General features: G+C 54.0%; 24 protein-coding genes. 3 read left to right on the forward strand and 21 right to left on the reverse strand.

The window, feature by feature from the left end; all coding sequences use genetic code 11:
• Window positions 1–381 precede the first annotated feature (381 nt).
• The 4 genes from BN3911_RS07130 to BN3911_RS07145 all read right to left on the reverse strand — a co-directional run bounded on the left by BN3911_RS07130 (window position 382) and on the right by BN3911_RS07145 (window position 4735).
• Window positions 382–2163 carry a DUF4179 domain-containing protein gene (locus tag BN3911_RS07130; protein WP_187127701.1) on the reverse strand — a complete coding sequence of 594 codons (1782 nt, stop codon included), beginning with the start codon at window positions 2161–2163 and terminating at the stop codon, window positions 382–384.
• On the reverse strand, window positions 2141–2686 hold the full coding sequence (locus BN3911_RS07135; protein WP_066863325.1) for a sigma-70 family RNA polymerase sigma factor: 546 nt from the start codon (window positions 2684–2686) through the stop codon (window positions 2141–2143). The genes BN3911_RS07130 and BN3911_RS07135 overlap by 23 nt, the downstream gene beginning before the upstream one ends.
• 135 nt (window positions 2687–2821) lie before the next feature.
• Window positions 2822–3733: a glycoside hydrolase family 25 protein gene (locus tag BN3911_RS07140; RefSeq protein WP_082942152.1), complete on the reverse strand. Its 912-nt coding sequence runs from the start codon at window positions 3731–3733 to the stop codon at window positions 2822–2824.
• 144 nt (window positions 3734–3877) lie between these two features.
• Window positions 3878–4735 carry a glycoside hydrolase family 25 protein gene (locus BN3911_RS07145; RefSeq protein ID WP_242871103.1) on the reverse strand — a complete coding sequence of 286 codons (858 nt, stop codon included), beginning with the start codon at window positions 4733–4735 and terminating at the stop codon, window positions 3878–3880.
• 507 nt (window positions 4736–5242) lie between these two features.
• Here BN3911_RS07145 and BN3911_RS07150 point away from each other — a divergent pair.
• From BN3911_RS07150 to BN3911_RS07160, 3 genes are all read left to right on the forward strand, one after another.
• The gene (locus tag BN3911_RS07150) at window positions 5243–5845 is read left to right on the forward strand and encodes a GNAT family N-acetyltransferase (protein WP_066863332.1); all 603 of its coding nucleotides are present in this window, start codon (window positions 5243–5245) and stop codon (window positions 5843–5845) included.
• Between the two features lie 19 nt (window positions 5846–5864).
• Window positions 5865–6449, forward strand: a complete 585-nt coding sequence (locus tag BN3911_RS07155) for a uridine kinase family protein (protein WP_066863334.1) — start codon at window positions 5865–5867, stop codon at window positions 6447–6449.
• Window positions 6450–6565: 116 nt separating this feature from the next.
• The gene (locus tag BN3911_RS07160) at window positions 6566–7027 is read left to right on the forward strand and encodes a MarR family winged helix-turn-helix transcriptional regulator (RefSeq protein WP_066863337.1); all 462 of its coding nucleotides are present in this window, start codon (window positions 6566–6568) and stop codon (window positions 7025–7027) included.
• A gap of 152 nt (window positions 7028–7179) precedes the next feature.
• On the opposite strand, the gene BN3911_RS07165 is transcribed toward BN3911_RS07160, so the two are convergent.
• The 17 genes from BN3911_RS07165 to BN3911_RS07250 form a co-directional block, all read right to left on the reverse strand.
• Window positions 7180–7950: an EFR1 family ferrodoxin gene (locus BN3911_RS07165; protein ID WP_066863341.1), complete on the reverse strand. Its 771-nt coding sequence runs from the start codon at window positions 7948–7950 to the stop codon at window positions 7180–7182.
• On the reverse strand, window positions 7950–8318 hold the full coding sequence (locus BN3911_RS07170; protein ID WP_066863343.1) for an ArsR/SmtB family transcription factor: 369 nt from the start codon (window positions 8316–8318) through the stop codon (window positions 7950–7952). Before BN3911_RS07170 ends, BN3911_RS07165 begins: the two co-directional genes overlap by 1 nt.
• A gap of 11 nt (window positions 8319–8329) precedes the next feature.
• A complete protein-coding gene (locus BN3911_RS07175) occupies window positions 8330–9103 on the reverse strand; it encodes a nitroreductase family protein (RefSeq protein ID WP_066863346.1) in 774 nt (257 codons plus the stop codon).
• 214 nt (window positions 9104–9317) lie between these two features.
• Window positions 9318–10040, reverse strand: coding sequence for a CBS domain-containing protein (locus BN3911_RS07180; protein WP_066863349.1), 723 nt, complete (start codon window positions 10038–10040; stop codon window positions 9318–9320).
• A 15-nt stretch (window positions 10041–10055) separates the two neighbouring features.
• On the reverse strand, window positions 10056–10457 hold the full coding sequence (locus tag BN3911_RS07185) for a DivIVA domain-containing protein (RefSeq protein ID WP_066863352.1): 402 nt from the start codon (window positions 10455–10457) through the stop codon (window positions 10056–10058).
• Between the two features lie 2 nt (window positions 10458–10459).
• Window positions 10460–11059 carry a ribonuclease M5 gene (locus tag BN3911_RS07190; protein WP_066863355.1) on the reverse strand — a complete coding sequence of 200 codons (600 nt, stop codon included), beginning with the start codon at window positions 11057–11059 and terminating at the stop codon, window positions 10460–10462.
• A complete protein-coding gene (gene holA / locus BN3911_RS07195) occupies window positions 11056–12102 on the reverse strand; it encodes a DNA polymerase III subunit delta (RefSeq protein WP_066863358.1) in 1047 nt (348 codons plus the stop codon). The genes BN3911_RS07190 and holA overlap by 4 nt, the downstream gene beginning before the upstream one ends.
• Window positions 12102–14312, reverse strand: coding sequence for a ComEC/Rec2 family competence protein (locus BN3911_RS07200; protein WP_187127703.1), 2211 nt, complete (start codon window positions 14310–14312; stop codon window positions 12102–12104). Before BN3911_RS07200 ends, holA begins: the two co-directional genes overlap by 1 nt.
• Window positions 14284–14823, reverse strand: coding sequence for a phosphoribosyltransferase family protein (locus BN3911_RS07205; RefSeq protein ID WP_066863364.1), 540 nt, complete (start codon window positions 14821–14823; stop codon window positions 14284–14286). Before BN3911_RS07205 ends, BN3911_RS07200 begins: the two co-directional genes overlap by 29 nt.
• A gap of 517 nt (window positions 14824–15340) precedes the next feature.
• Window positions 15341–15691 carry a histidine triad nucleotide-binding protein gene (locus tag BN3911_RS07210; RefSeq protein WP_066863367.1) on the reverse strand — a complete coding sequence of 117 codons (351 nt, stop codon included), beginning with the start codon at window positions 15689–15691 and terminating at the stop codon, window positions 15341–15343.
• A gap of 34 nt (window positions 15692–15725) precedes the next feature.
• A complete protein-coding gene (alaS, locus tag BN3911_RS07215; protein ID WP_066863370.1) occupies window positions 15726–18359 on the reverse strand; it encodes an alanine--tRNA ligase in 2634 nt (877 codons plus the stop codon).
• Window positions 18360–18503: 144 nt separating this feature from the next.
• The gene (locus BN3911_RS07220) at window positions 18504–19526 is read right to left on the reverse strand and encodes a M42 family metallopeptidase (protein WP_066863373.1); all 1023 of its coding nucleotides are present in this window, start codon (window positions 19524–19526) and stop codon (window positions 18504–18506) included.
• A gap of 573 nt (window positions 19527–20099) precedes the next feature.
• Window positions 20100–21449, reverse strand: coding sequence for an Orn/Lys/Arg family decarboxylase (locus BN3911_RS07230; protein WP_187127704.1), 1350 nt, complete (start codon window positions 21447–21449; stop codon window positions 20100–20102).
• A gap of 26 nt (window positions 21450–21475) precedes the next feature.
• The gene (gene scfB, locus BN3911_RS07235; protein ID WP_066863382.1) at window positions 21476–22852 is read right to left on the reverse strand and encodes a thioether cross-link-forming SCIFF peptide maturase; all 1377 of its coding nucleotides are present in this window, start codon (window positions 22850–22852) and stop codon (window positions 21476–21478) included.
• 79 nt (window positions 22853–22931) lie between these two features.
• Window positions 22932–23078: a six-cysteine ranthipeptide SCIFF gene (gene scfA, locus BN3911_RS07240; RefSeq protein ID WP_066863385.1), complete on the reverse strand. Its 147-nt coding sequence runs from the start codon at window positions 23076–23078 to the stop codon at window positions 22932–22934.
• A 150-nt stretch (window positions 23079–23228) separates the two neighbouring features.
• Window positions 23229–24083 carry an ABC transporter permease gene (locus tag BN3911_RS07245; protein ID WP_066863387.1) on the reverse strand — a complete coding sequence of 285 codons (855 nt, stop codon included), beginning with the start codon at window positions 24081–24083 and terminating at the stop codon, window positions 23229–23231.
• Window positions 24076–25005 carry an ABC transporter ATP-binding protein gene (locus BN3911_RS07250; RefSeq protein ID WP_066863390.1) on the reverse strand — a complete coding sequence of 310 codons (930 nt, stop codon included), beginning with the start codon at window positions 25003–25005 and terminating at the stop codon, window positions 24076–24078. Before BN3911_RS07250 ends, BN3911_RS07245 begins: the two co-directional genes overlap by 8 nt.
• Window positions 25006–25034: the final 29 nt, after the last annotated feature.

The following is a 25034-nucleotide window of genomic DNA, read 5'->3' on the forward strand; positions in this document are numbered from 1 at the left end:
AATTAAATAATGCCACAAAAGGAAGAAAAGGTCAACTAAAAAACGCATTGACTATTTTACTAAACTAAATCCGACTTCTGCTATAGGATTTTCAAGAAAATTTCTGCACAGCTTTTTTTGGGGGAAAATTGCCCGTCATGGTAATCGGTTCCTTCCACGTCCGCACGTTTCTCATTCCGGTTATCGATAGCTTTACGATTGTCATGACAGACCGAACCATTGTACTGGAACTATTCCCCCGTGTTCCGTCGGAGCATAATTTCACATCCGGCGTAACTGGGGGGTTATAATAGAGGCAGTCAGTAAAATAAAGAAAAGAATAGCAAGAGGTTTCAGCAGCACAGAAAAGAGCGGCGGGAAAATCTCCGCCGCTCCCGGTACTTAAGAAAAACGTTCTCCATAGGTTTCCAGATTTTCCTGCTGAAGAGTCTCCCACACGTCCTCGATCAAAATTTCCCCTGTTTCCGGATCTGCCAAAGTGAGCTTGTCAAAACGGTCCTCGGGAAGGATGCTTCCCCACTCCCCATCCTTGCGCGTATCCGGCGCGTAGTTTACATGGAAGGAGAGCACTGTCATATCGATTCCTGCCGTCAGCTCTGGATCACGAATGGGACTGCAGTAGAATTCCCCCTCCTCGCCCTTGTAATAGCTTATGCTTCCGTCGAGATATTCATCGGTCTGGTTGTATTCCTCCTCCGGGCAGGAGCGCAGTGAGGTAATCAGTTCTCCGTCACGATAACAGCGCAGTTCCAGCGCACGGTATTCCGGGTTCTCCGTATAGAGAATTACATTCTGTGTGAACACACCGTTCCCCTTCGCGGTGTACTCGTCTATGGGCTCTACCCCTTCCTCCACTTCGCAGCAATGGACAAAATAGCCGTTGGTAAAAGGCGCATGCCTTGCTGTTCGGTCGTAGGAACCGGTATCCAGTTTTTCCATGCCCAACTCCAGGTAGCGCTTGCTGGGTTCTGCATGCCCGGTATTCAAATCAATGGTGAATTCTGCAAAGACAAAGCGGTGGTCCAGCTCTGCATCCCCCACAGAAAACAGCAGGTCGGACTGTTTCTCATAGATCCGCAAAATCGCAGTGCCGCTGTCCTCTGGCGCGCCCTCATACACCCAGATACCCTGGATGCGTCCCCCATTTTTCAGATTGTCATAATCCCAATCGAAGTCAGGGGATTCAAAGCTGTGAGAAAGCCTGGTTCCATCCTCCAGGGTCAGTACCGGATATCCCAGGGCAATTGCATTGGTGTTGAGCAGGGTATCGCTTTCTCTTCCCCAAAAGGGGATGTCCAGCCCTATCCTGATATTGGCAGGCGTGCATTCTACTTTCTGTACCTTTACACCGTTATCCTCCGTCTCCGCCTCAGATATCCGATTGTGAGAGGTATCTGCCGTCACGGTGAAGGAGGCTTTAAACTCAGGTTTCAGGACGGCGTCCGGCGGATTGTCCAGATACCTCGCCGTTTTGGTGCCGTAAAGCTCTGGAACCGAAGCCTGCACCGTCAGGCTTTCCCCATTTTCTGCCCGTTCCGGCAGCCTGACTGCCCAGGTCCCCTCATAGGCTCCTTCTCCATTCTTCTCCAGAAAAAGCTTTTTGTAGGTTTCCGCCTGCTTTCCGTTTACGGTTACCTGGGACAGATCAATACCCATCCTGGTTTTCTCATCCGTATACCATTCCGGGGAATACCAGGCGATCTCTTTCTCTTCCCCGGGAGCCTCCAGTTTCAGACTCAGATACAGATAGGTTCCGTCGGAATAGTATTCCGTAAAATTCAGCTTCTCCTGTTCCCCTGCTTTCGGCTCTGCGGCAACGTCCAACGGCTTCACCGCGTCGTCATAGGTGGGAATATTTCCTCCCGTCACTTTGGTCCCGTTCAGGTTCCGGAACAGGTTTCCCAGCCCCGGCAGGCTTTCCGCCAAAGCCGGGTTTACAGTATTCAGGCCGAACAACAGTAGAAACGCCGCCGCAGCTGTCCCCGTCACAGTTCCCAGTACCTTCAGCAGACTGCGGGCGCCTCCGCCCCGGACAGGCAGCTCATCCGGCAGCTCGGCATACAGCGCCTTCAATTTTTCCTCCACTTTCTCCGGCACCGCTCTCAGCTCCAATTCTTCCCGAAGTTCCTGCAGTGTAAACTCATCCTCTTTCATATGCTTCACAGCTTTCCGCCTCTCTTTCCTCATAAATCCGGCGAAACCGGCTTCTTCCACGCATCAGCCGGGACTTCACCGCGTTCTCCGTCACGCCCAGCAGCTTTGAAATATCTCTGACCGACAAATCATCCAAATAATAGAGGGTGAGAACCAGCCTGTCGTTCTCCGCCAAAGCTGAAAGGCTGAAGCGGATATCGAGAACTTCATCCCGTCCCCGATCTTCCCAGATCTCTTCCCGGTTTTCCTCCGGCAGCGTCTCCCAGGAGACGCTGCGCTTTCGTCTGCGCAGAATGTCATAGCAATGATAAATTAGAATTCTCATCATCCAGCTTTTAAAATACTTTGGTTCCCGCAGTGTGCAGAGCTTCTGGAACACAGTGAGCACCGTCTCCGATACGGCGTCCGCGGCGTCTTCTTCATTGTGCACAATTGCCATGGCCGCCCTGGACAGCGACAGCTTATTCCCCTCGATCAGCTCCAGAAAGGCGGCTTTATCCCCCCTCTGTGCCTGTTTCACCAATTTCTCCATCCTGTTTCCTCTTCTCCGGCGGCTTCACCGCTCAGTCTTGCAAAGGCCTTTACACTTATTAGAGGGATCTACTTCTCTTCCGGTTGCAGGCAAAAGAAAAAACTTCCCGAAACTGGTTCTTCGGGAAGCTCATTTTTATTGATAGGTTTTAAAAGAAATATTCAGATCCACATTGCCGATACCCGGAATCTCTCCACTGTCGGTGTACTGCCACATGGCAAAGTCATAGTAGAGGCTGGGAGCGTCCTGATACTCGGCATACCAGAAATCATAGGCACTCAACTTTTCCAGGTCCAAGAACTCATAGGCCATGGTCTTGTTGAAATAGACAGCCGGCGTAAGCCCAGCCTTTTTCACCTTTTCACAGAAAGCCTCTGCAAAAGAGGTAACCTGTTCTCCTGTACAATTATAGGCCCGAAGATCCTCGGCGGGAATCTCCTCACTGGGAAACGGCTGCTCCCAGTCGAACACCACCGGATAGGCAGGTTTCTTATTCCCCAGAGCCGTCAGCACAAATTCCGCTTCTTCCTCCGCCTCCCCCTTTGAAGTGGCCTGGGAAAAGAAGTACACCCCTACCGCGATTCCAGCCGCTTCTGCGTTCTCCAGATTCCGCTCAAACGTTTCATCCACATAGAGAAGTCCCTCCGTATGGCCCCGATATCCCAGGCGCAGTATGGCAAAATCAACGCCAGCCGCCTTCACCTGCTCCCAGTCGATATTCTCCTGATGCTCAGATACATCCACACCTAGTTTAGCGGCGGGATCGGAATAGGTTATCAGCCCGTTCTTCTTTTGAAATTTGGCAGTCTCATATTCGTTCCTGGGCAGATCAAATTCCGGAATCAACCGGTCTCCCTCGTAGAGATCGCTGACAAGCAGCTGCCCTTCTGGAATCCACTGAGAGCTCTCCGTTTTGCCAGGATTTTGGGCATCCCGGTTTCCCAAAATGAGGACGAGGGCTGCGATAATCACTGCCAACGCAACCAAGGCAGAAATCAGGACCAGGAACAACCGCCTCTTTTTCCATTCATGCATAATGACATCCATACGCACAGCCCTTCTTGTGGGAATTTCAGGGAGCCGTGCTATCCTTTCTTCTGTATTCCGGTCTTATCGGCCGCATTTTTGCGACACCCCTTCAGAAATAACAGCCGCCCGCAGCAGAGGACTGCGCGGGCGGGAAAACTCTTGTCAAGAGCCGTAAGACTTCAGCGCAATGTTGATGGGCACCTTACCGGAAATGCCGGGCACCTCGCCGTTTGAAGTGTACTGCCATATCTTAAAATCATAATGGAAGCTGGGCGCTTTCTGGTATTCCGCATACCACAGGTCATATCCCGACAGCCGGGAGAGGTCCAGCTTCTCATATCCCATTGCTTTATCCGCGTAATAGCAGGCCGTCATACCGCTTTTCTTGATCTTCTTACAGAAAGCATCCACAAAACCGGTGATCTGTTCGCCAGTACAGTTGACGGTGCGGGAATCCTCGTTGATACTGCCGTCATCCTTGATGGCAAATTCCCAGTCAAAAGCAATCGGATAGGTCACCTGATAGCCCTGAATCTGCTGGAGCACAAAGCTGGCCTCCTCCTCCGCCTCGGCATCCGTGACCGCCTGGGAGAAGAAATAGACGCCGATGTCCACGCCGGCCTCCTTTGCCCCCTTCATATTCTCTTCAAATTTGGAGTCCGGCGTGATCAAGCCCGTCTTGAAAGAGCGATAGCCCACTCGGATCATGGCAAACTCCACACCGCTCTCCTTGACCTTGACCCAGTCGATATCGCCCCGGTTCTGGTTGACATTGATCCCAAGCGCGGACTGACCATTTTCGTAGGTGATGATCCCATCCTTTTCCGTGAACTTATCGATATCATAACTGCTGGTTGGGATATCAAAGTCGGGAATTGTCATTTTCCCATCGTTCAGGTCGTCGATCAGCAATGTGCCGTCCTTCCCCTTGGAAACCACCTCCACCGGGCTTGTGCGTGGACCTCGCATCGCCACCGCCACAGAAATCACTACAAGCACTAGAATCAAAACCGATATCACAAGCAAAAAAAGATTCCTTTTTTTTACTGAATTCATAGAAGTCCGTCCCTTCTAAACAATTGAACAACAGCCGCAGAGGCCAAAATTTTTTTTACGGTTTCCCAATTAGGCCAAAATTCGAAAACAAAAAAGAGAGCCTCCAGAATTCCAGTGTTCCGGCAGAACAACATCCTGCGCTTCGGTTTCCTTAGTGCAGGGGGCGAATTCTGATTTTTTTACCCTGCCGATCCATGAGGTTCCAGTTGAACACGCTGACTGAAATTCTACCGTGTGACACCGCAGGCCATCATGGTCTGGCGGCAAAACAAAAACTCTCTCATAAGAAATTATCATTTGGTATTCATTGTACACGAAAACTGTCGAAAGTGCAATAAGAATCGTACCTTCTCCTGGATTTTACGGCCTTGCATACTATTGCCAGGATGTGCTACACTGGAAATAGCCATCAGGCTTGAACCTGGCGGCTGCAGGGGACGGGCATAACTGCCCGGGAAAGGATTATCGACAATGGAGACCAGACAGTTAAACACACAGGAAGTATGGCAGATCTACCAGGAGAAAATGAAGCAGGATTTTCCGCCAAGTGAACTTCGTCCCTACTCCAGCATGGAAAAGCTGATGAAAAGCGGAGAATATCTCTGCTTCGGCTGCTTTGAGGGAGACACGCTTGCCGCTTACGCCTATTTTGTGGTTTCAGAGGGCGCGGCCCTGCTGGATTACTATGCGGTAAACGAGAGTATGCGGGGCCAGGGAGTGGGCGGCCGGTTTCTCTCGGAGCTGCGGAATTTTGCCGAAAAATTCAGAGCCCCTTCCCTCTTGATCGAGGTGGAAAGCGTGAGAAGCGCGCAGAACTCCCAGGAAGCGGAGCTCCGTGAACGGCGGATCCGTTTCTATGAGCACTGCGGCTGTAACATGACTGGAATTTGCTCTATGCTGTTCGGCGTAGAATACAGTATCATGGTTCTTCCTATGAACGGTACGCTTCCCAGCGATGAGGAAATCAAAACTTCCCTGGAGAAGCTCTACCGCGTCATCGTCACTCCATTGGCCCCATCAGAAGCGGAATATGGCCGTGTCTGCCGCGTCTATCCTTGTGAATTGTTAAAATAGGCAAAGGAGTTGTCATAAAATGGCTAGAAAGCCCTATGTCGTTGCAGTTGCCGGAGGTACCTGCAGCGGAAAATCCACATTGTCCGACCGGCTGGGGGAGCTTTTAGGCGGAGCGCACAAAACTCTGGTGCTGCACATGGATTCCTATTTTAAAAAAGAGCCGCCTATGGTAATCGCGCCCATCACCCGGAAGGAGTACGTAGAGCACAACAGTCCCGATACCCTTGAGCTGCCCCATTTTTATGCAGACTTTGCCCAAGCGGCGGCAGAGGGCAGCGAGTTCGATCTGATCATCGTAGAAGGCCTGTTCGCCCTATATCTGGATGAAATTCGGGAGCGGGCCAACCTTAAAATTTTTGTGGATCTGGAAAGTGACGAGCGCCTGGTCCGCCGCATCTCAAAGCACATGGGCTGGGGACAGAGCTTTGAGCAGGTTACCGAGCGGTATCTCGATACCGTTCGGTTCCGCCACAACGAGCTGATCGAGCCCACCCGCTGGCATGCCGACCTGGTAATCAACGGCACCCTCGATGCCAACAAGGGTACAGAGATCGCGGCTTGTTACCTGCAAAACAGGCTGCAGGCGCAAAACGAGGCGGAATAACTGTATTTTCGTTTGACAGCCCGCCGCTTTTCGCCTTATAATAGGAATGATAGAGACCTTACCGCCTAACAAAAGGCGTCTGCTAAAATTCCTGTTTGATAGGAGGAGGGATTCACATGGCCAAAGAAGAACAGCAATTCAGTCCGGAGCTTTCCAAAGATTTTACCCGGGAGCTTGGCAGGGCAGTGACCTGTCTGCATCGCAGCCGCAGCAAATTCATGGGAGAGCGCCTGCGGGAGCACGGATTTTCCGGAGCCATGTATATGATCCTTCTGCACGTGGACCGGCATCCAGGCGCTTCGCAGGACAGCATTGCCAATCACATGTACATCGACAAATGCAATGTGGCCCGCCGTACCAAAAAGCTGGAAGAGCTGGGTTATATCCGGAGGGAGACAGACCAGGCCGACCGGCGTCAGAACAATCTCTATCTGACAGACAAGGGCCGGGAGCTGGTGCCCGTCATCAAGACCTACCTTTCCCAGTGGGGCCAGGGCATGACGGAGAGCCTCTCGGAAAAGGAGAAGGATACTCTGATCACCCTCCTGACTAAAATGACTGGACAAAACAAGAGGTGATGCCTGCCCTCGCAGGCACGCGCCCAGTAAAGAAAAAAGCAGAGGTTCACAATGTGAGCCTCTGCTTTTCCTTTATCCTTTAAAACCAACAGAGCTGAAAGCGAAGGAAAAAAATTCGCGCTGAAAGCAGCTCTCTTATTCCTGAGACATGTCTATCCTTCCTTTTCATCTGACCCGTTTTCAGGACAATGATACCGGTTCTTTCCTCTACTGTGCTTCCCATACTCGATTGCCTCACAGGGACAATTGCAGATGCAGGCCATACAATGTGTACAGTTTTTCCCCCACACGGGTTTGTCTGTTTCGAGGCTGATGTTATTCAACGGACAAAGCTTGACGCATTTTCCGCAGGAAATGCAGGCTCCGGTAGCATAAAACTTTTTTGCATGAACAAACGCCGGGTAAAAAATATCGTTCACTATGCCGCTGTTTACCCGATCCATCACCGTTATATCAGGCTGTGGAAATCCACTGTGGCTCTTAATCAGATTGGCAGCTTTTTCTATCACATTTTCCGATTTCCGGATCACTTCCAACGCTTTTTCCCGCGGCGGCACGTCAAACATCGCAAGATAATTTTCCGGCATGACAACCGCCATGCAGCCCAGGTAATTCAGTTTTTTCCCCTCGCACAACTGCCTCAGGTATTTTCCGGCGTTCCCAATACTTCCCCCGCAGGTCATCACAAAATAAATATCCCCGTTCCCCAAAAGGGCTGTATGCTCCAGCCATTCCTGCACGATGTGGGGAATTCTCCAGGCATAGGTGGGAACGACAACCACCCACGGGCTTTCTGAACGGAGTTCCGAATTATCATGGCTGCGGATTCTTTCAAATAAATCGGATACCTCATCGTCTATCTCTCTGCCGATTCTTTTCGCAACATATCGACTGTTGCCTGTCCCTGAAAAATACAGAACCATTAAAATCCCTCCGATTGTTGAGATCGCGAGCTGATCTCCTGCACACTTGCAAAAATCAGATTGATCAAACCGGCCATCTCTTCCCAACAGGTTTCCTCCGCACTCAGATAATAGTAATTTTTCGTTCCCTCTCTCCGTACTGCGACAATCCCAGAAGCCTTTAAAAGCTGCAAATGATGGGAGACAGACGGTCGGGTCAAATGAGCCTTCTCCGCTATTTCTCCAACACGAATTCCCGATAAATCGCTCTCTAACAGCACCAACAGGATCAACTGTCTCGTTTCATCCCCAATGGCTGTGAACGCATTCCTGCATTCCCGAAACCCGGCAATGATTTTTTGACGCCTCTCTTCACATTCTCTATCCATTTTCAAGCCCTCTATCGGTATTTGACTTCCAATTCTTCGCGCTGCACTGACCGGAGAAATTTTACGTCGGGATAACCGAGCACCAATGTTGCAGCCGCCCGCTTTCCCCTGGGCATTTCGATCGCTTTCTTGATTTTGCGGGAAGCGTTGGCGGCCATGGTAAAGAAACCGCTGAATAGTACGCCGAGCCCGTTTGCTTCCGCAACGAATTCCATATTCTGTGCGGCGAGAATACCGTTTGTTCTATCTTTGGCCAGCACGACAATCGCTATGGGTGCATTGAAAAAGAAGAAGCGCTCCCCTATGGTCTGATTCCTGGCCATCGGACTGAACAGATCCGCAAAAGGCTTCCCCTTCCGGAACAGGCTGACCGCCATCTGTTCCACACGTTCTTTTTCCTTTTCCAGCACAACAAAGGACACATCCTGCATGTTCTTCGCGGTATGGGTAAGCCTGCCCGCCTCCAGAATCTGCCTGACCACTTCTCCGGGAATCCTATCCGGCCGAAATTGCCGGACGCTTCTCCGGAAGCGAATGACGTCTAAAACCTCTTCCGGCTTCAGGCGGACTTCGCCTTTTTTCTCGATCTGCCCGGTGGTATAACCGCTGATGGAGACGGCCTCTTTCGGACAAACCGCGGTGCATTGCCCGCACAGGAGGCAGTTCCTTAACACCGTTTTTGCCTTATGGTCATGAAGCTCTATGTTACGCGCCACACATACCTTTACGCATCTGCCGCAGCCTATGCATTGATCCGGATTGATTTGTATCTGATGCCGTTCCATTTCCTAACCCCTTTCGTTCCCATTTCTTAACCATTATACCGATAGGGGATTATTTCTACAACATCGGTAAACAAATTCTTTACCAAATAAAAACGCCCTTGAAGCTGACAGGCAGAGTCAGTTCCAGCGGCGTTTTCAGCAGGCTGTCCGTGCAGTTCGCTGCTGGAAATGGATGAGCGGCCCCCTTGTCAGGAGATAACCTGAATTCCGCGACTTACTCCGGCTCGCCCAATACGTCCCAGGGAGTCAGCATACCCAGCAGACGTTCTTCCGGGCTGCCTGTCTCCGTAATAAAAATAACGGAGACCCGCTTGTTTTTTCCTTTCACATGCTCAAACTTTTTCCGCACAGTGATATAGGTAGCGTCCTTGGAAACAAACTCATAGTTTTCCATGTGGTCTTTCACCTGGATATGGCCCCCTATATCCGCCACTGTGGTATCCGGTGAGATTCCCTCTCCCCCGCTGCGCAGCAGATACCGGAATACAGAACCAACGCTGAACACCCCGCAGAACTGCCCGTCGCGCATCACCGGAATATGGGAATATCCGTTTTTATCCATAACCTCCATCAATCGCAGCACTTTCTGATTCAAGCTCGCTTTCATCACTTGCTCGCCCTTGGTGGCGAATTCCATGGCAAGCGGCGGGCGCTTCACAAATTCCAGCACCTCTTTCATAGCTTCCACCACAGACTGGGAGGGCTCTACAATGGGTTCGCCGTTCAAGTTGGGGTTATGGGTCAGCAGGTTCCGGATTTCCCGGCACACGTCCAGTTTATCCCGCACAGGGCCGCTCTCATAATCCTTTGCAAATTCAAATACAACGCTGGAGTAGTGACGCCGCGTCCCCCGGTATTTATCTTCCAGTGCGTCCTCCATCTGTTTATAGAGATCTAAAAATTCGTCGATTCGGCTCTGACCGTCTCCGTTTCCCATGGCGCATCACTTCCCTTATAAAAGTTGGTCGGAAGGCAGCCGCTGTATGTTCTGCAGCAGTTCCTCCGCATCGCCCTGCACCTTGTTCCGGAATTCCTCCCGGAACCTGCGCAGCAGCTTGATGCTTTCAATCAGCTCGTCTCTCTCCTTTTCCAGCTCTGCGCATACCAGTTCCTGGTGACTGGGCGCCTGAAGCGTCTCTGTCAGGTGCTGCTTGAGATGTTCTGTTTCTTCCTTCGCCGCGTGCAGCTCCCGTTCCAGGCGCCGGACGTCGTCTTCCAGCTCCTGTTTTTCCCGTTCAGCTTCATCCAAAGCCACCATAAGTTCCGCAAGAAACCCATCCACATCCTCCCCCCGGTACCATTTCCCCCGGGCGCGGAATGATACGTCCCGCAGCGCATCCTTTGTCAGTTCCATGCTCAACTCTCCTTATCGTCTTCCAATTCCTCGCAAAGCTGAAACAGCTCTTCCCGGGTATACAGGACGCTCAACGCTTGCAGAAGTCCATTTGGTGACAGGTGCTCCGGCAGCTCCAGCCTTTTCAGCAGCGCTGTCCGTTTTCCGGCGCTGTTCTCCCGGCCGGAAAGGCCCAGTTCATAAAAATCCACCTTTGTGAGCGTGCTGCGGCGTTCCGCCCTTCCCTCAACTGTGACACCGGCCCGCAGGAGAGCTTTCCGCAGGGTCTCAAGCTCCATTCCCTCCACGCCCAGCTTGCCCTCCTTGGAAGGAGTGCTCTTCCTCTTTTCTTTTCCCAGGATATCGGGGATATAGGCATTTTTGATGAGTTCCGGCCGGATACAGGAACAGAGCTTGCCGCGGATCAGAAATCCTGCTCCGTCGCTGTCCGTCAGAATGACAAGGCCGTTCTTCTCCGCCAGGCGGCGGATCATTGCAAGGCGCTTTTTGTCTTTGAATATTCCAAATCCATTGGTTTCTATGATAACACCGTCCACTAGCGAGGAAAGCTTATTTTTGTCGTATTTTCCCTCCACCACGATGGTTTCCTTGATCCGGATCATGCCGCCTCTCCTTTTGCCGCCAGCAGCAGCTTTGCAATCAATTCTTCCATGACGATACGGGCGTCGAGTTTGGAACCCTTGAGCTGCAAGTCTGCCTGCAGCAACAGATCCAGGCTTCTGCGCAGACCTTCCTCAGAAATTCCTTTGGCGCTGCGTTCGGCATTTCTCAGCCGGAATTCCCTGCCCCTGTATTCCCCGTATCCGGAAGGGGCTGTGGCGGGCAGTCCGCTCTGAAGCGCCGCCCTGACCCGATACATATCCACATAAGAGGAAGAAAGCGCGCCCAGAATGGAGAGAGGCTCCTCATTTTGAGAAAACAACTGATCCAGCAGCTGGTATGCTTTTTCATAACTTCCGGCAGTCAGGGCGTTGGCCATCAAAAACACCGTGGTTTCTGTACTCTTCGGCACCATATCCTCAATCATGGACCGGGTGATTTCCCCGCCGTCTGCAAAAGCGCAGAGCTTTTCCATCTCATTGAGCAGGGCGTTCAGATCTGGCCCCACGTACTCCACGATTCGGGAAGCATTGTCCTTAGAAAGCATACAGCCCGCCTTTTCCGCCTCCTTCAGCAGCAGCTTCCGCAAATCAGAAGCCTCCCTGCGCTTACAAAAAAGCGTGCAGCCCCTGTTTTCCGCCTTTTTAAGGAAATTCCTCCACTTGGCGGACTTTTTTGGATCAAACTCCAGCGTAGGATACCAGAACACCAGCGTAGTGCTTTCCGGAAGGTTGTCCAGCAATTCATTGAGCTTATTGAGCTCCACCTGATTTTTTTCTTCCAGATTAAAATCGGCAACCGCCACACATTTGTGCTCCGCCAGAAAGGGAAGCGCTTCCGCTGCGTCTGCGACAGCGTCAATACCGGCAGTACTGGGGAATTCATTCCGGTTGAATTCGGGGAAGGCCTCCCCTGCGGCTTTCTTGATAAGCTTTACGGCAGCCCGCTTCACAAGATATTTTTCCTCTCCAAAAATCACATAAAGACTGGCAAATCCCCCTGAGGACAGATGTTGTCTCAGATCGCTCTCCGTCAATACAGGCATCAGTCTTCCCTCCTTATGGCTGCAGTTCCATCCTTCAGCCGCAGCCAGATGATACGGCTTTCCCCGGCAGAAATGCAGAACCTCGCCCTGCCGCTTTCTGTCTCCTCGATTATATCATCTGTCTGCAGAACAGTAAATGAGGAATTCACACTGCTTTCCACTTGATTGGTCAGCAGAAGGCTGCACGTCCCTCTCTCAGTCTTCCCCGTTTCCACCGCTGTGTCCACGCCTTCGGCAGAAAAGGTCAGCAGTGCGCCCTCCTCTGTAAGACGGACCTCCAAACCCTCCATGGCCTCATAAGAAAGCTCCTCGGAAAATACGGTTTGAGGAATCCCCTCCATCAGTCCTGCAAGCTCCTTTCCCAAATACAGGGCTTCCTGCCTGATTACCTGCTTGACGGAAAATTTCCGCAGGAGCCGCCGGGCTGCCTCAGCGGCTTCCCAGGAATCTGCGGACAGGCGCAGGGAAGTGATTTCCCGCACGTTTGCTCTCTTTAGAATGGAAGCAGCTGCTCCTGTGTTGTAGCCGTCCAAGGAAAGCACCGCCGCCTTTCCATCCTGAAGCAGCACTACGCAGGAAGCCTCTCCTTCGTCCGCCACGGCCAAGGTAGTTCCGCTCTGCAGCGCACGGTTCTCCAAACCACAAGCCAGGCACAGCACCAGAACGCACATCCCGGCAGCGGAAACACATACTGTACGCCGCCTGCCGCCCAGGCGGCACAAAGCCAGAGCGGCACCTAAAAAGCAGAGAAAAACCACGGCTCCCCACTGGCTCACAGCTGCAAAGGGCACAGGCAGTCTTCCCAAACCATCTGCACCCCGCAGCAGCAGCTGTGCCAGCAGACCTGCACAGAGCCGGAACGGCGCGGCCGCCGGTGTGAGCCAGGGCACCAGGGAAAGCACCACAGCCGGTACCGCCGTATACAGCAGCAAGGTGCCCGGCAGCACCAACAGCAGCGAAGAGAGGGGCGACAACAGAGAAAACCCATCGAACACCAGAAGCTGTACCGGCAGTGTGGCGAGCACGCAGGCCAAACTCACTGAAAGAGAGGCCGTCAGCGGCGCTGCAGCGCGGCGCAAATACCTTCTGTTTTGAAAGGGCCTGTTTATCACCCGGGAGATACCGGACTGTAGTTTCAGAATTCCCAGTGTGGAAAGGGCGGACAGGGCGAGTCCCACATCTCCGCCGGAAAAAGGATTCAGCACTCCAATCAGCAGCAGGGCAAAACCCAGAGAGTTAAGGCTGTCCGCCTCTCTGCCGAGACAATCGGCGAAGAGGAACAGCAGCAGCATGATGCCGCTGCGCACCGCGGAAAATGGAAAGCCGATCAAGATGAGAAAGAGAAGTACAGCCGCCGCAGTAAGCAGGTTTTTCACCCGGCGTCCCAAACGAAACAGGGAGAGAAAAAGAGAAAAGAACGCGGCAAGGGCCGACAAATGCAGACCGGAAATGACCAGCAGGTGAGAAGCGCCGATATCCCGGAAGTCGGACTCCACATCGGCAGAGAGGCCGTCCTTCTCTCCCAAAAGCATAGCCCTCACCAGTGAGGCTTCCTCCTGCGGAAACAGCCCCTCTACACACCGGCGCAGAGATCTGCGCACCTCCCAAAGAATGGCCAGTAAGCTTTTTGTCTCCGCAGGGATAACGAAGGTTCCTCCATATTCCGCCAGATATGCGCCCATCACCGTTCCTTTTGCCAATCTGGCGTTTTTCGCAGAATAGAGTCCGCCTTCCTCAAAGGTGTAAAACCCCGCCAGACACTCCACCTCATCCCCAGGCTGGCAGAACAGAGCCTGGTTGGTAGAAAAACGCACGGTAAAATTCCCAAGCTGCGGAACTTCCTCCACACGCGTGACCTTCAGCTTATAATAGTACTTATGGTTTTCCTCTTCCGGCCCCTCCAGTACCGTGGCATGAATTCTCGCTTTCGTCTGGTCGAGCACTTCGAACGGCTCCGCCTGTATATGATATGCCCAAGCGTAAAGAGAAAAGGCCAGTGATACCGAAAGCAGTATCACCGGCACAAGTTCCACTTTTCTCCGAATCCCCATAACAAGTATGGCAATGCCCGCCGTCAGCACAGCCGCGGCGATAGATACCGTTTCCCCCAGGAATGCCGCCGTGCTCAGTGCGGCGAAAACCGAAAACCCGGTCACCGCAAAGAAGCGCGGCAGACCCTTTTCACTTAAAGAACAACGGAAGCGGTTCAAGATAGATGATATCCGTACGGTCCTTGGCTTCACCCTCTGCCAGGACACAGGCCTTACCCACCACGTTTCCGCCGATGCTGCCCAGAAGCTCCTCAATGGCGGCCAGAGATTCCCCTGTGGAGATCACATCGTCCACGATTAAGATCCGTTTGCCCTTGAGGTTTTCGCAGTCCGCCTTGGAGAGATACAGCTTCTGCACATGGTCAGTGGTGATGGATTTCACCTCCACGTGGATGGGATCCTCCATATAGGCTTTTACTCCCTTACGGGCCACCACATAATTTCTGCAGCCGATACGCGCCATTTCATAGGCCAGCGGAATTCCCTTGGATTCCGCCGTGACAATAATATCGTGCTCCGGGCACTTTTCCAACAGGGCTTTTGCCGTTTTTTCCGTAATCTCCACATCACTGAACATCACAAATCCGGCAATGTCCATATGCTCGTTGAGCGGGCAGATAGGAAGTTCCCTCTTGCAGCCCGCTATGTCCATCTGATAAACCTCTCCCATGTTTCTTCCTCCTTATTCTTTCTGACCGCTTTCCAGCCGCTTTCTGAAGAAAGCTTGGCAAAGACTTTTATTCCGCGGGGACGCCCGGCGAAGGCTCATAGCTTACTCCCCGATGCCCTGGACTCTTCTTTCTCCGCTTTCTGAAGAAAGCTTGGCAAAGACTTTTATTCCGCGGGGACTCCCGGCGAAGACTCATAGCTTACTCCCCGATGCCCTGGACTCTTCTTTCTCCGCTTTCTGAAGAAAGCTTGGCAAAGACTTTTATTCCGCGGGGACGCCCGGCGAGGGCTCATGGCTCACTGCCCGACGCTCTGGACTCTTCTTTCTTCGCTTTCTGAAGAAAGCTTGGCAAAGACTTTTATTCCGCGGGGACGCCCGGTGAGGACTCACGGCTCACTCCCCGACGCTATGGACTCTTCTTTCTCCGCTTTCTGAAGAAAGCCTGGCAAGGACTTTTATTCCGCGGGGACGCCCGGCGAGGGCTCATGGCTCACTCCCCGGCACCCTGGCTGCAGCGTTACGCTGCGGGGAACGGGGGCCATCCCATCTGCTGTTTGCCCAAAAGGTGGAAATGCAAATGCTGCACGCTCTGCATCCCGTCTTTCCCGCAGTTGTTTACAATGCGAAACCCGTTCTGCAAGCCCAGCTCCCCGGCCAGCTTTGCAGCGACCTCAAAAATGTGAGCCACTACCACACTGTTTTCCGGAGTGATCTCCAGCGCAGACGCAATGTGCTCCTTGGGAATGAGCAGCACATGTACGGGGGCCTGAGGATCCAGGTCGTGAAAGGCCACCACCTGGCTGTCCTCATATACTTTATTCGACGGGATTTCTCCCTGGGCGATTTTGCAAAAGACACAGTCAGACATTTTTTTACTCCCTTCCAGATCCTTGGTAGTGAATTCAAGCACCCAGCTGTTTTTTAACCAGCTCCGGCACCGCGGCCAGGGCTTCGTCCAGCTTGGTCTGATCCTTAGCGCCCGCCATAGCGAAATCGGGCCGTCCGCCGCCGTTGCCGCCGGTTAGCTGGGCCACCTCCTTGACGAGAGCTCCCGCTTTCAATCCCTTCTCCTGCGCAGACTTGTTACAGGCTGCAGCCAGCGTAGCCTTGCCGCCGCTGATTCCTGCGAACACCGCCGCAACAGGCTCCTGCCGTTCCTTGGCCTTATCGCACAGAGCGCGAAGCGCGTCGCTGCCCGTGCCGGAAAGCAGTGCGAATATCACCTTTATGCCGTTCACATCCTGGGCATTCTGGAACACGCCCTCCAAATTGGCAGAAGCCACCTTGGCATTGAGCGTCTCAATGGCCTTATCCTTATCCTTCAGTTCAGCCATCATCTGCCTTGCCCTTACGGGAAGCTCTGCCGGATTCAGCACTTTCATTGCCTGGGCAGTCTCCTGAATGGCCTGCGTCTGCACAGTCAGCAGGTGGAGCACTCCCGCACCGGTCACCGCCTCAATCCGGCGCACACCGGACGCCACGGAAGATTCCGACACGATCTTGAAAAGCCCCAGCCGAGCTGTATTATCCATATGGGTGCCGCCGCAAAACTCCTTGCTGAAATCATCTCCCACTGAAACGACGCGCACCACATCTCCATATTTCTCGCCGAACAAGGCCATAGCGCCGATCTTTCTGGCCTCCTCAATGGGCATTTCCTCCATTTTCACAGGGACCGCCTTCAGAATCTCATCGTTTACCATCAGCTCCACAGCAGTCAGTTCCTCAGGCGTCAGGGCAGAGAAATGGGTGAAGTCAAAGCGCACATGCTTCTCGTTTACCAGCTGGCCGGCCTGTTCCACGTGTGTGCCCAACACCCTGCGCAGAGCCGCCTGCAGCAGATGCGCCGCCGTATGGTTGCGCATGATGGCCTTGCGGCGCATGGAGTCCAGCACGGCATTCACCGTATCCCCCACGCTCAAAGTACCTTCTGTCACCACAGCACGGTGCAGGAATACACCCTCGTGCTTGGTGGTGTCAATGACGTCTGCGGACAGGCCCTCTGCCTCCAGCACGCCGCTGTCACCTACCTGGCCGCCGCTTTCCCCATAGAACGGGGTGGTATCCAGCACCACAGAGACCTCGGCGCCCTCGCCTGCGCTCTCCACCCGCTGTCCATTCTGAATGACAGCGATTACCTTGGCGGCTGAGCACAGCTCCGTATAGCCGGTAAAGACGGTGGCGGGCAATCCGGAAGCAGCGCTTCCCTCCCCCTTCCAGGCGTCTGCTCCGGCATCCTTCCGGGCGTTTCTCGCCCTCTCCTTCTGCTCCCGCATCAGTTCCCGGAAACGCTCTTCATCTACCGCCATGCCCCGCTCTTCCAAAATTTCTTTCGTCAGATCCAGCGGGAAGCCGTAAGTATCGTTCAGGGTGAAGGCATGTTCGCCGGAGAAAACCTTGGAATCAGCCTGATCGATAAAGGTGTTCAGCAGCGCCAGTCCCTGGTCGATGGTCTTCGCAAAGCTGTCTTCCTCATAGCTGATAATCTTTTTAATGGTGTCCCGCTTTTCCGTCAGTTCGGGATACGCTTTTTGATTCTCACGGATTACAGTGTCCGCCAGTTCGGAGAGGAACGGCCCGTTGATGCCCAGAAGCTTGCCGTGGCGTGCCGCCCGGCGCAACAGGCGGCGCAGCACGTATCCCCTGCCCTCATTGGAGGGCAGTACGCCGTCGCCAATCATAAACACCGTGCTGCGAATATGGTCGGTGATTACCCGCAGGGACACGTCGTTCCTCTCGCTGCCGCCGTACTCCACACCGGAGATTTTGGATACATGCTTCATGATGTTCTGCACCGTGTCCACCAGGAACAGGTTATCCACGCCCTGCATCACACAGGCCAAGCGCTCCAGGCCCATTCCTGTGTCGATATTCTTCTGCACCAGATCGGTATAGTTGCCCTGGCCGTCGTTGTTGAACTGGGAGAACACCAGATTCCAGATTTCCACATAGCGGTCGCACTCGCAGCCCACGCCGCAGTCCGGCTTTCCGCAGCCATACTTTTCGCCCCGGTCGAAATAGATTTCCGAGCAGGGTCCGCAGGGTCCGGAGCCGTGCTCCCAAAAGTTGTCCTCCTTGCCCAGCCGCTTCATATGGCTCTCGTCCACGCCGATTTCATTGACCCAGATATCCCAGGCTTCGTCATCCTCCATATACACGGAAGGATACAGCTTATCCTTGGGCATTTCCAGCACCTCGGTGAAAAACTCCCAAGCCCAGGCAATGGCCTCGCGCTTAAAATAATCGCCGAAGGAGAAATTTCCAAGCATTTCAAAAAAAGTGCCGTGCCGTGCCGTATAGCCCACATTCTCGATATCGCCGGTGCGAATGCACTTTTGGCAGGTGGTCACGCGGTTTTTGGGCGGCGTGACCTCGCCTGTAAAGTACTTCTTCATAGGCGCCATACCGGAATTGATCAGCAGCAGGCTGTTGTCTCCCTGGGGGATCAGTGAAAAGCTTCCCAGCCGCAGATGCTCCTTCGATTCAAAGAATTCCAGAAATTTTTCCCTTAGTTCATTTAGTCCCGTCCACTGCATCGTTATTCAACCTCTTTCTATTCGTGCACACCTCTTTGAAATCCGGTGTACAATATCTTCTTTCACTAAAAAAGCATCCCAAACCTTTTCTGCTACAAGGTAGCTCAGAAAACTCCGGAATCCTGATCTCCGACACTCCGTTTTTTACTCTGTGGTATACGCCCACAGCAGCTTCAGGGTGTTTTCCACGCCGTCCACGTGAGAGCGCTCATAGCCGTGAGAAGCATACACGCCCGCACCGATGAGGCCGTGGCGCACATCGTAGCCTGCCCGCAGGGCGGCCTCGGCATCGCTGCCGTAGTGGGGATATACGTCTACAGCGTAGGCGGCCCCGGCCCTCTTCGCCGCCTCCACCAGAGCGGTGGTCACGGCGTAATCGTAAGGCCCGCCGGAATCCTTCGCGCAGATGGAAACCTCCCGCTCAGTACACTGCAGGCCTTCGCCCACGCAGCCCATATCCACGCTGACCACCTCTGCCACATCTTCCGGTACAGAGGCGGAGGCGCCGTGGCCCACCTCCTCATACACGGTGAAGTGCAGGTATACTTTCCGCCGGGGCGTAACATGCCTTTCCTTCAGTTCCCTGGCATATCCCAGCAGGATGGCGGCGCTGAGCTTATCATCCAAAAACCTGCTCTTAAGATAGCCGCTGCCGGTCACCACCGTGCGGGGATCGAAGCAGACAAAGTCTCCGGTTTCAATGCCCAACGCTCTGGTTTCCTCAGGCTTTTCTACAGGCTCGTCGATGACTACCTCCATCGCCTCGAACTTCCGCTTTTTCTCCCCGTAATCACCATTGACGTGAACGGACGCATCGCAAAGCTGAAGGCACCCTGTGTAGGCGCCGCCGAAACGGGTATAAATGACGCAATTCTCCGCCTCGCAGTTTTCTGCCCGCAGGCCGCCTATTGGAGAAAGCAGCAGCCGGCCGTTGCTTTTGATGGATTGTACCACTGCGCCCAGGGTATCCACATGGGCCATAAGCAGCAGTCCTTCCCCCTCTCCGCCCAAACAGACGGTGACGCCGCCCTTTCTTGTCTTTTCAGGAGCATAGCCCAAACGGGCCAACTCTTCCATCAGATAATCCGCCGCCCTCTCTGTAAAACCGGAAGGGCTGTCTATCGCACACAACTTTCTCAGCTGTTCCACACAATAGCCTGTTTCCATTTCAAAACCCCCTGTTTTGCTTTCCCTCTCTCTACAAAAAAATAGACCGGTCCGCATCCCCTATGGGACGGACTGGTCCGTGGTACCACCCAAATTGCCGCTGTGCAGAAGTCCGCCTTTTCCGCAGACTCTTCTGCCCTGCAGCCGCTTTCTTTTCCGTTAACGCCGGAAACACGCCGCCGCTCTTCGCGGTCGGTACGCCGGAAAACGCGCTGCCTTTCCATCGGAAACGGCAGTGGGAGCGGCCTGCCTTTGTTTCCATACGGCCTCGCACCCAACCGGCCGCCTCTCTGAATGGTAGCAAAAGCATCTTCTCCGCGCAACTCTTCAGTATTCAACTGCCCATATTATAAGCCGAAGCATCCGGAATTGTCAAATCATTTTCAAAATTAACAGGCCCGGCTTCCCCATAGCTTCCGCGCCGCAAACTTGCGGGACGAAAAGTTTCCCCTCGTTATGTCCAGGCGCTTAGGAATAAAACGCAGCGGCCATCGCCACAGTATAGATTCTTCGGACAGCACAGGCAGTTGCCCTGCCGCCTTTCCTCACCAACGGGATGCTGGCTTCCCTGCATCAAGCCTGCTGTACCACTTCCACATTGTCAATCCCATAATACCGGAACAGCGCGGCGGCGGCTTCCGTAATTTCCTCTCCGCTGACTGCTATGGGAACAGCGGGAGGGCAGGACACGACAGGCGCACCGCATATTCGGCCAGCCGCCTGTTCTGCCGGCACAGTCTCATGAGGCGCCAGTACAGCCCTGCGGATGGACATCCGTCTGGACGGGAGAACCGGCGGCCATTCCGGCGCGCTAAGCCTCCGGCTGTCTGGAGGGCCGCTGCGCAGGGCCTCCAAAACCCGCCGGAAATCAGCTTCCCTGGATTCCGGTGTAAACATCAGCACAACATGCTCCCAGTCGGCAAGCTCCGGCTCTACGTTGTTGGCGCGCAGCAGCGCGGCGGCTTCCATTCCGGTGCATCCGCTTTCCCTGCAGTACAGCGTCAGCTTCAAAGGCTCTCCGCCTCCGGTTCGCCAGCCGGCCAGCTCCAGTTCCTCTTTCAGGATAGAAACCCGCCGGATGCAGGCCTCCAGCTTTTCCCTATATCCTTGCGCCAGATACCGGTTGCACAGGTCCAGGGATTGGAGGATCAGGTAGGAAGGGCTGGTGGAAGTGAACAGGGAGAGGGCCCCTCTGGCCCCGGAAAGATAGGCAGCAGGCGCATTTTGGGAGATGTGCAGGTAAGCGCCTCCCGTCAGGACGGGCAGCGTTTTGTGGGCGGAATCGCAGCACATGGCGGCCCCCAGGGCGATGGGATGAAGAGACGGCTCCAGAAATTGCAGATAGGCCCCGTGGGCATTATCCACCAGCAGAGGCAGGGAATGGGCCCTGCACACCTCAGCGAGGCCCCGGATATCCAAAATGTTTCCCAGATAGTCAGGCGAGGTGACATACACCGCAGCCGGCTTTTTTTGCAGGGCGGAAAGACGCCTGCTCAGCTCTCCGGGAGACACCGGACAGCTGCACAAGCTCTGTCCCTGCTCCGGATACAGCCATTCCACGTCCAGATCCAGGAGGGCACAGCCGTAAAGAAAGGTTTTATGCACATTTCTCGCCGCCAGGATTAACGGCCTTTCTCCCTCCTGCACCGCGTTCCCGGCTGCCAAAGCCAGCATGGCCTTGACCGACAGGGAGGAACCTTCAGTGGAATAGAAGGTGCGGCCAGTCTGAAACAGAGCCGCGGCGTTGGCTTCGCTTTCCGCAATAATCCCACAGGCCTGGTCCAGCACATCCGCCCCCGGGATTTCTGTGATGTCTCTGGCCTCACATCCCAAAAATCCCTGTCCCTTGTGTCCCGGCATGTGAAGGCGGGAGAGATCCTTTTGAAGGTATTGGTCCACAAAATCTACAACAGGAGTGTTCACGTTCAAAGGTCTCCTCTCCTCGTGACTCAAGCCTCTTCGCTTTCCGCCACCTGCATCATCACGGCGCATTCAATCCGCTTCTTGAACAGCTCGCAGCCGTATTCATACACGCCGCTGATCTTACCCGTGGCGTGATAAGCGTTGGCGGCGCAGCCGCCGGAGCAGTAAAGTTTCGCCCAGCAATCCCTGCATTCCGGCCTGGCGTAAGCATTGCAATGCCGGAATTCCTCCTGCACCGCAAGGTTGGTTACGCCATCCCAGATATTTCCCAAGCTGTATTTGGGGTCCCCCACAAACTGATGGCAGGGGAACAGCTCTCCCCAGGGCGTGACCGCCATGTACTCCGTGCCGGAACCGCAGCCCGTGATCCGCTTATAAATGCACGGGCCATTTTTCAAGTCCAGCATGTAATGATAGAAGACAAATCCGTTTCCCGCTTTTTTCCGCCGGATCATTTCCTCGGCCAGGAGTTCGTACTGCCGGAACAGCTCTGGGAGGTCCTCTTCAGTCAGGGCATAGGGGTCTGTGGGCGCACAGACCACCGGCTCCATACTCAGCTCCGTAAAGCCCAGATCCGCCATGTGAAAAATATCGTTGGTGAAATCCACATTGTTGTGGGTAAACGTGCCGCGCATGTAATAATTTTTCCCGCCGCGCTTTTCCACCAGCCGTTTGAACTTGGGGACGATGGCGTCATAGCTGCCGCGCCCCGCATAGTCTTTGCGCAGGTGGTCGTGGATCTCCTTCCGGCCGTCCAGGCTCAGCACTACGTTGCTCATTTCGCGGTTCAGAAAATCATCCACCTCGTCGCTGAGCAGCATGCCGTTGGTGGTCAGCGTAAAGCGGAAATTCTTGTCATGCAGCTTTTCCTGCTCCCGGGCATAGGCCACCAGCCGCTTGACCACTTCCCAATTCATCAAGGGTTCCCCACCGAAAAAATCCACCTCCAGGTTCCTGCGGGAACCTGAATTGGCGATCAGAAAATCAAAGGCCTGTTTTCCCACCTCGAATGACATCAGGGCGCGGTCCCCCTGGTATTTTCCCTGGCTTGCAAAGCAGTAAGAACAATTCAGGTTGCAGGTATGCGCCACATGCAGGCACAGGGCCTTTACCACCTGGCTCCTGTTTTTAAAATCGAACGCCATGTTTTCATAGATATCTGCAGAAAACAGCTTTCCAGCCTTTTCCAGAGCCCTGATATCCTCCAGGCAGAGCAGTACCTCCTCACGGGTGATATCGGGCAAGCCGTCGTATTTTGAAAGGATTTCCTTCACAATCTCCTCAGCCTCGTGCTGCTGGTACAGGGCAATGATATCGTAGGCCACGTCATCCACCACATGCACCGACCCGCTGCAGGTATCCAACACAATGTTATACCCATTCAACTTATACTGATGTACCATTCACTTTCTCCTTCTTTTCCACACAGATACAACAAAGACGCCGCCCACGGAAGGCGGCGTCTTTCCTTTTATAGCACAATTATTTCTTTTTGTTCTCACACTGCTGGTTGGCAACACCGCAGGAAGTCTTGCAGGCAGACTGGCAGGAGGTCTGGCATTCGCCGCAGCCGCCGGCAGCCGCGCTCTTCTTCAGGTCTCTGGTCTCGATGGTCTTAATTCTTTCCATGATGCAATCTCCTATCTGAAAGTTTCATTCTTTCTCTGTGCGCCCGCGCTCTGCCGCAGGCTGCAGGCAAGCCTACACAAATTTCCTGTTTATTTTATCAAAAGGACGTGTGGATGTCAAGACAGGTATCCCCGCCGCACATAATCAAGTTCAACTCTTTTTCCGGGATACATTCCACCAGGCCGGCAGGAAAAACAGGATGGAGACTCCCAGCAGTACCAGCACATGGGTGAACGGCCCCGCCGTAAAATCCCCATAGCGGTACAGCACGCCCATGGACTCCTGGAAATCCCGCACCGCAGCTTCCGGCGCACCGGCAAAGCATTCAGCAGTGGGAGCCTCCAGCATCACCTGCCGCAGCAATGCGCCCGCATGTGAAACCGGAAACAGCTTTACCACCCACCGCACCGCTTCGGGCAGACTGCCCAGAGGAAGATAAATGCCTGTCAAAAAACCGATCAGGGTACCGATCACCGTGCTGGCAGTGGAAAAGGCGGCGGGACTTTGGAAAAAGCTCACAAAGAAAAACACCATCGTACTTGAGGCCAAGGTGGAAAGCGGCAGGATCAGCAGCGTCTTTCCCAGCGCTCCAGAAGCAAGCACCTTGCCGCCGCAGGAAAGAATATACAATTCTCCCAACGCCAGGGCCACCAGACTCATCAGCAGTGCAACCAGATAGGCACTGAACACATAGCCTCCAACCAGCTTCCAACGCTGCACCGGCGAAGCTAAAAAATCGCGGTTCAACTTCCTGGAACGGTCCTGTACCATGGCTTCAAAAGCGCCCATGGCCGTGGTGACCGGCGTGATGGAGACAATTCCCGCTATGACCCAAGTTCCCATCAGCCCCTTTGCGCCTTGTATCTCCGGAAAATTCCGGATCCAAACATCCCCTAAAAACAGCACGTACAGCCCAATCACAAGGATCACTCCCAACAGGGAGAAAAACACGGCGCTCTTCTGTCGGAAAAACACCTTTAAATTTCGCTGTGTAAAGTTAAGCATCTCCATCCACCTCCTGAAATGTCCCTCCGGTCAGATTCAGAAACACATCCTCCATGGAACCATGGAGCACCTCAAAGCTCTCCACCCTGTCGCCTGCCTGCTGCAAAAGGGGCAGGGCATCCACAGTATGCCGGAGCTTCATGGTGAAAACCCCCGCTTTCTCCGTGAATGGAACGCCGCGTTCTATCAAGAATTCCACAAACTCATCCTTCTTCTTCGGCTTGACACATAGCCGGTCCGAACTGTACCGTTCCTGCAGATCATACGGTGTGCCCATGGCGGCAACCTTTCCTCCTGCCAGCAGGACAATATGATCTGCAGCGGCAGCCTCCTCCATGTAATGGGTGGTCAGGAACACTGTCATTCCCGTACGTCTCTGCAGTTCTGTGATAGTGCGCCATACCCCCTCCTTTGTTCGGGGGTCAAGGCCGGTGGTAGGCTCGTCCAAAAACAGGATTTTCGGCGTGTGTACCAGAGCCCGTGCAATATCCGCCCGTCTGCGTTGGCCGCCGGAAAGCTTGCCGTAAGGCCGGTCCAGAAACTCCAGCACATCCGCCGTCCCCGCAGCCGTGCGTACCGCTGCCCGGAGTTCCCTCCGGCCCATGCCGTAAAATCGTGCGCGGGTCATCAGATTCTCCCGCACGGTCAGAAGGGGGTCCAGCATACTGTCCTGGAACACCACTCCAATGCTCTTTCGGATCTGCCCGTCCTCTTTTCCCAGTTCATAACCGTCGATCAGCGCACTGCCGCCGTCCGGCCGGGACAGTGTACAGAGCATGTCTATCGTGGTGGACTTTCCCGCGCCGTTAGGGCCCAGAAATGCAAAGAGTTTTCCCCTCTCCACACAGAACTCGATGCCGCACACCGCCTGCACCTTTCCAAAGCTCTTCTGCAGACCGTGAACCTCTATGATTTTCTCCATCCTGCTCTCCCTTCCCAAAGGGCGGTACT

It is taken from the genome of Neglectibacter timonensis (assembly GCF_900048895.1).
Taxonomy (GTDB): Bacteria; Bacillota; Clostridia; order Oscillospirales; family Acutalibacteraceae; genus Acutalibacter; species Acutalibacter timonensis.

Bases quoted from the DNA above. Each gene is read 5' to 3' on its own strand.
- BN3911_RS07135 (WP_066863325.1), bottom strand. From the start codon at position 2,686: ATGGAGAAATTGGTGAAACAGGCACAGAGGGGGGATAAAGCCGCCTTT.
- BN3911_RS07140 (WP_082942152.1), bottom strand. From the start codon at position 3,733: ATGGATGTCATTATGCATGAATGGAAAAAGAGGCGGTTGTTCCTGGTC.
- BN3911_RS07150 (WP_066863332.1), top strand. From the start codon at position 5,243: ATGGAGACCAGACAGTTAAACACACAGGAAGTATGGCAGATCTACCAG.
- BN3911_RS07155 (WP_066863334.1), top strand. From the start codon at position 5,865: ATGGCTAGAAAGCCCTATGTCGTTGCAGTTGCCGGAGGTACCTGCAGC.
- BN3911_RS07160 (WP_066863337.1), top strand. From the start codon at position 6,566: ATGGCCAAAGAAGAACAGCAATTCAGTCCGGAGCTTTCCAAAGATTTT.
- BN3911_RS07165 (WP_066863341.1), bottom strand. From the start codon at position 7,950: ATGGTTCTGTATTTTTCAGGGACAGGCAACAGTCGATATGTTGCGAAA.
- BN3911_RS07170 (WP_066863343.1), bottom strand. From the start codon at position 8,318: ATGGATAGAGAATGTGAAGAGAGGCGTCAAAAAATCATTGCCGGGTTT.
- BN3911_RS07175 (WP_066863346.1), bottom strand. From the start codon at position 9,103: ATGGAACGGCATCAGATACAAATCAATCCGGATCAATGCATAGGCTGC.
- BN3911_RS07180 (WP_066863349.1), bottom strand. From the start codon at position 10,040: ATGGGAAACGGAGACGGTCAGAGCCGAATCGACGAATTTTTAGATCTC.
- BN3911_RS07185 (WP_066863352.1), bottom strand. From the start codon at position 10,457: ATGGAACTGACAAAGGATGCGCTGCGGGACGTATCATTCCGCGCCCGG.
- BN3911_RS07190 (WP_066863355.1), bottom strand. From the start codon at position 11,059: ATGATCCGGATCAAGGAAACCATCGTGGTGGAGGGAAAATACGACAAA.
- holA (WP_066863358.1), bottom strand. From the start codon at position 12,102: ATGCCTGTATTGACGGAGAGCGATCTGAGACAACATCTGTCCTCAGGG.
- BN3911_RS07205 (WP_066863364.1), bottom strand. From the start codon at position 14,823: ATGGGAGAGGTTTATCAGATGGACATAGCGGGCTGCAAGAGGGAACTT.
- BN3911_RS07210 (WP_066863367.1), bottom strand. From the start codon at position 15,691: ATGTCTGACTGTGTCTTTTGCAAAATCGCCCAGGGAGAAATCCCGTCG.
- alaS (WP_066863370.1), bottom strand. From the start codon at position 18,359: ATGCAGTGGACGGGACTAAATGAACTAAGGGAAAAATTTCTGGAATTC.
- BN3911_RS07220 (WP_066863373.1), bottom strand. From the start codon at position 19,526: ATGGAAACAGGCTATTGTGTGGAACAGCTGAGAAAGTTGTGTGCGATA.
- scfB (WP_066863382.1), bottom strand. From the start codon at position 22,852: ATGGTACATCAGTATAAGTTGAATGGGTATAACATTGTGTTGGATACC.
- scfA (WP_066863385.1), bottom strand. From the start codon at position 23,078: ATGGAAAGAATTAAGACCATCGAGACCAGAGACCTGAAGAAGAGCGCG.
- BN3911_RS07245 (WP_066863387.1), bottom strand. From the start codon at position 24,083: ATGCTTAACTTTACACAGCGAAATTTAAAGGTGTTTTTCCGACAGAAG.
- BN3911_RS07250 (WP_066863390.1), bottom strand. From the start codon at position 25,005: ATGGAGAAAATCATAGAGGTTCACGGTCTGCAGAAGAGCTTTGGAAAG.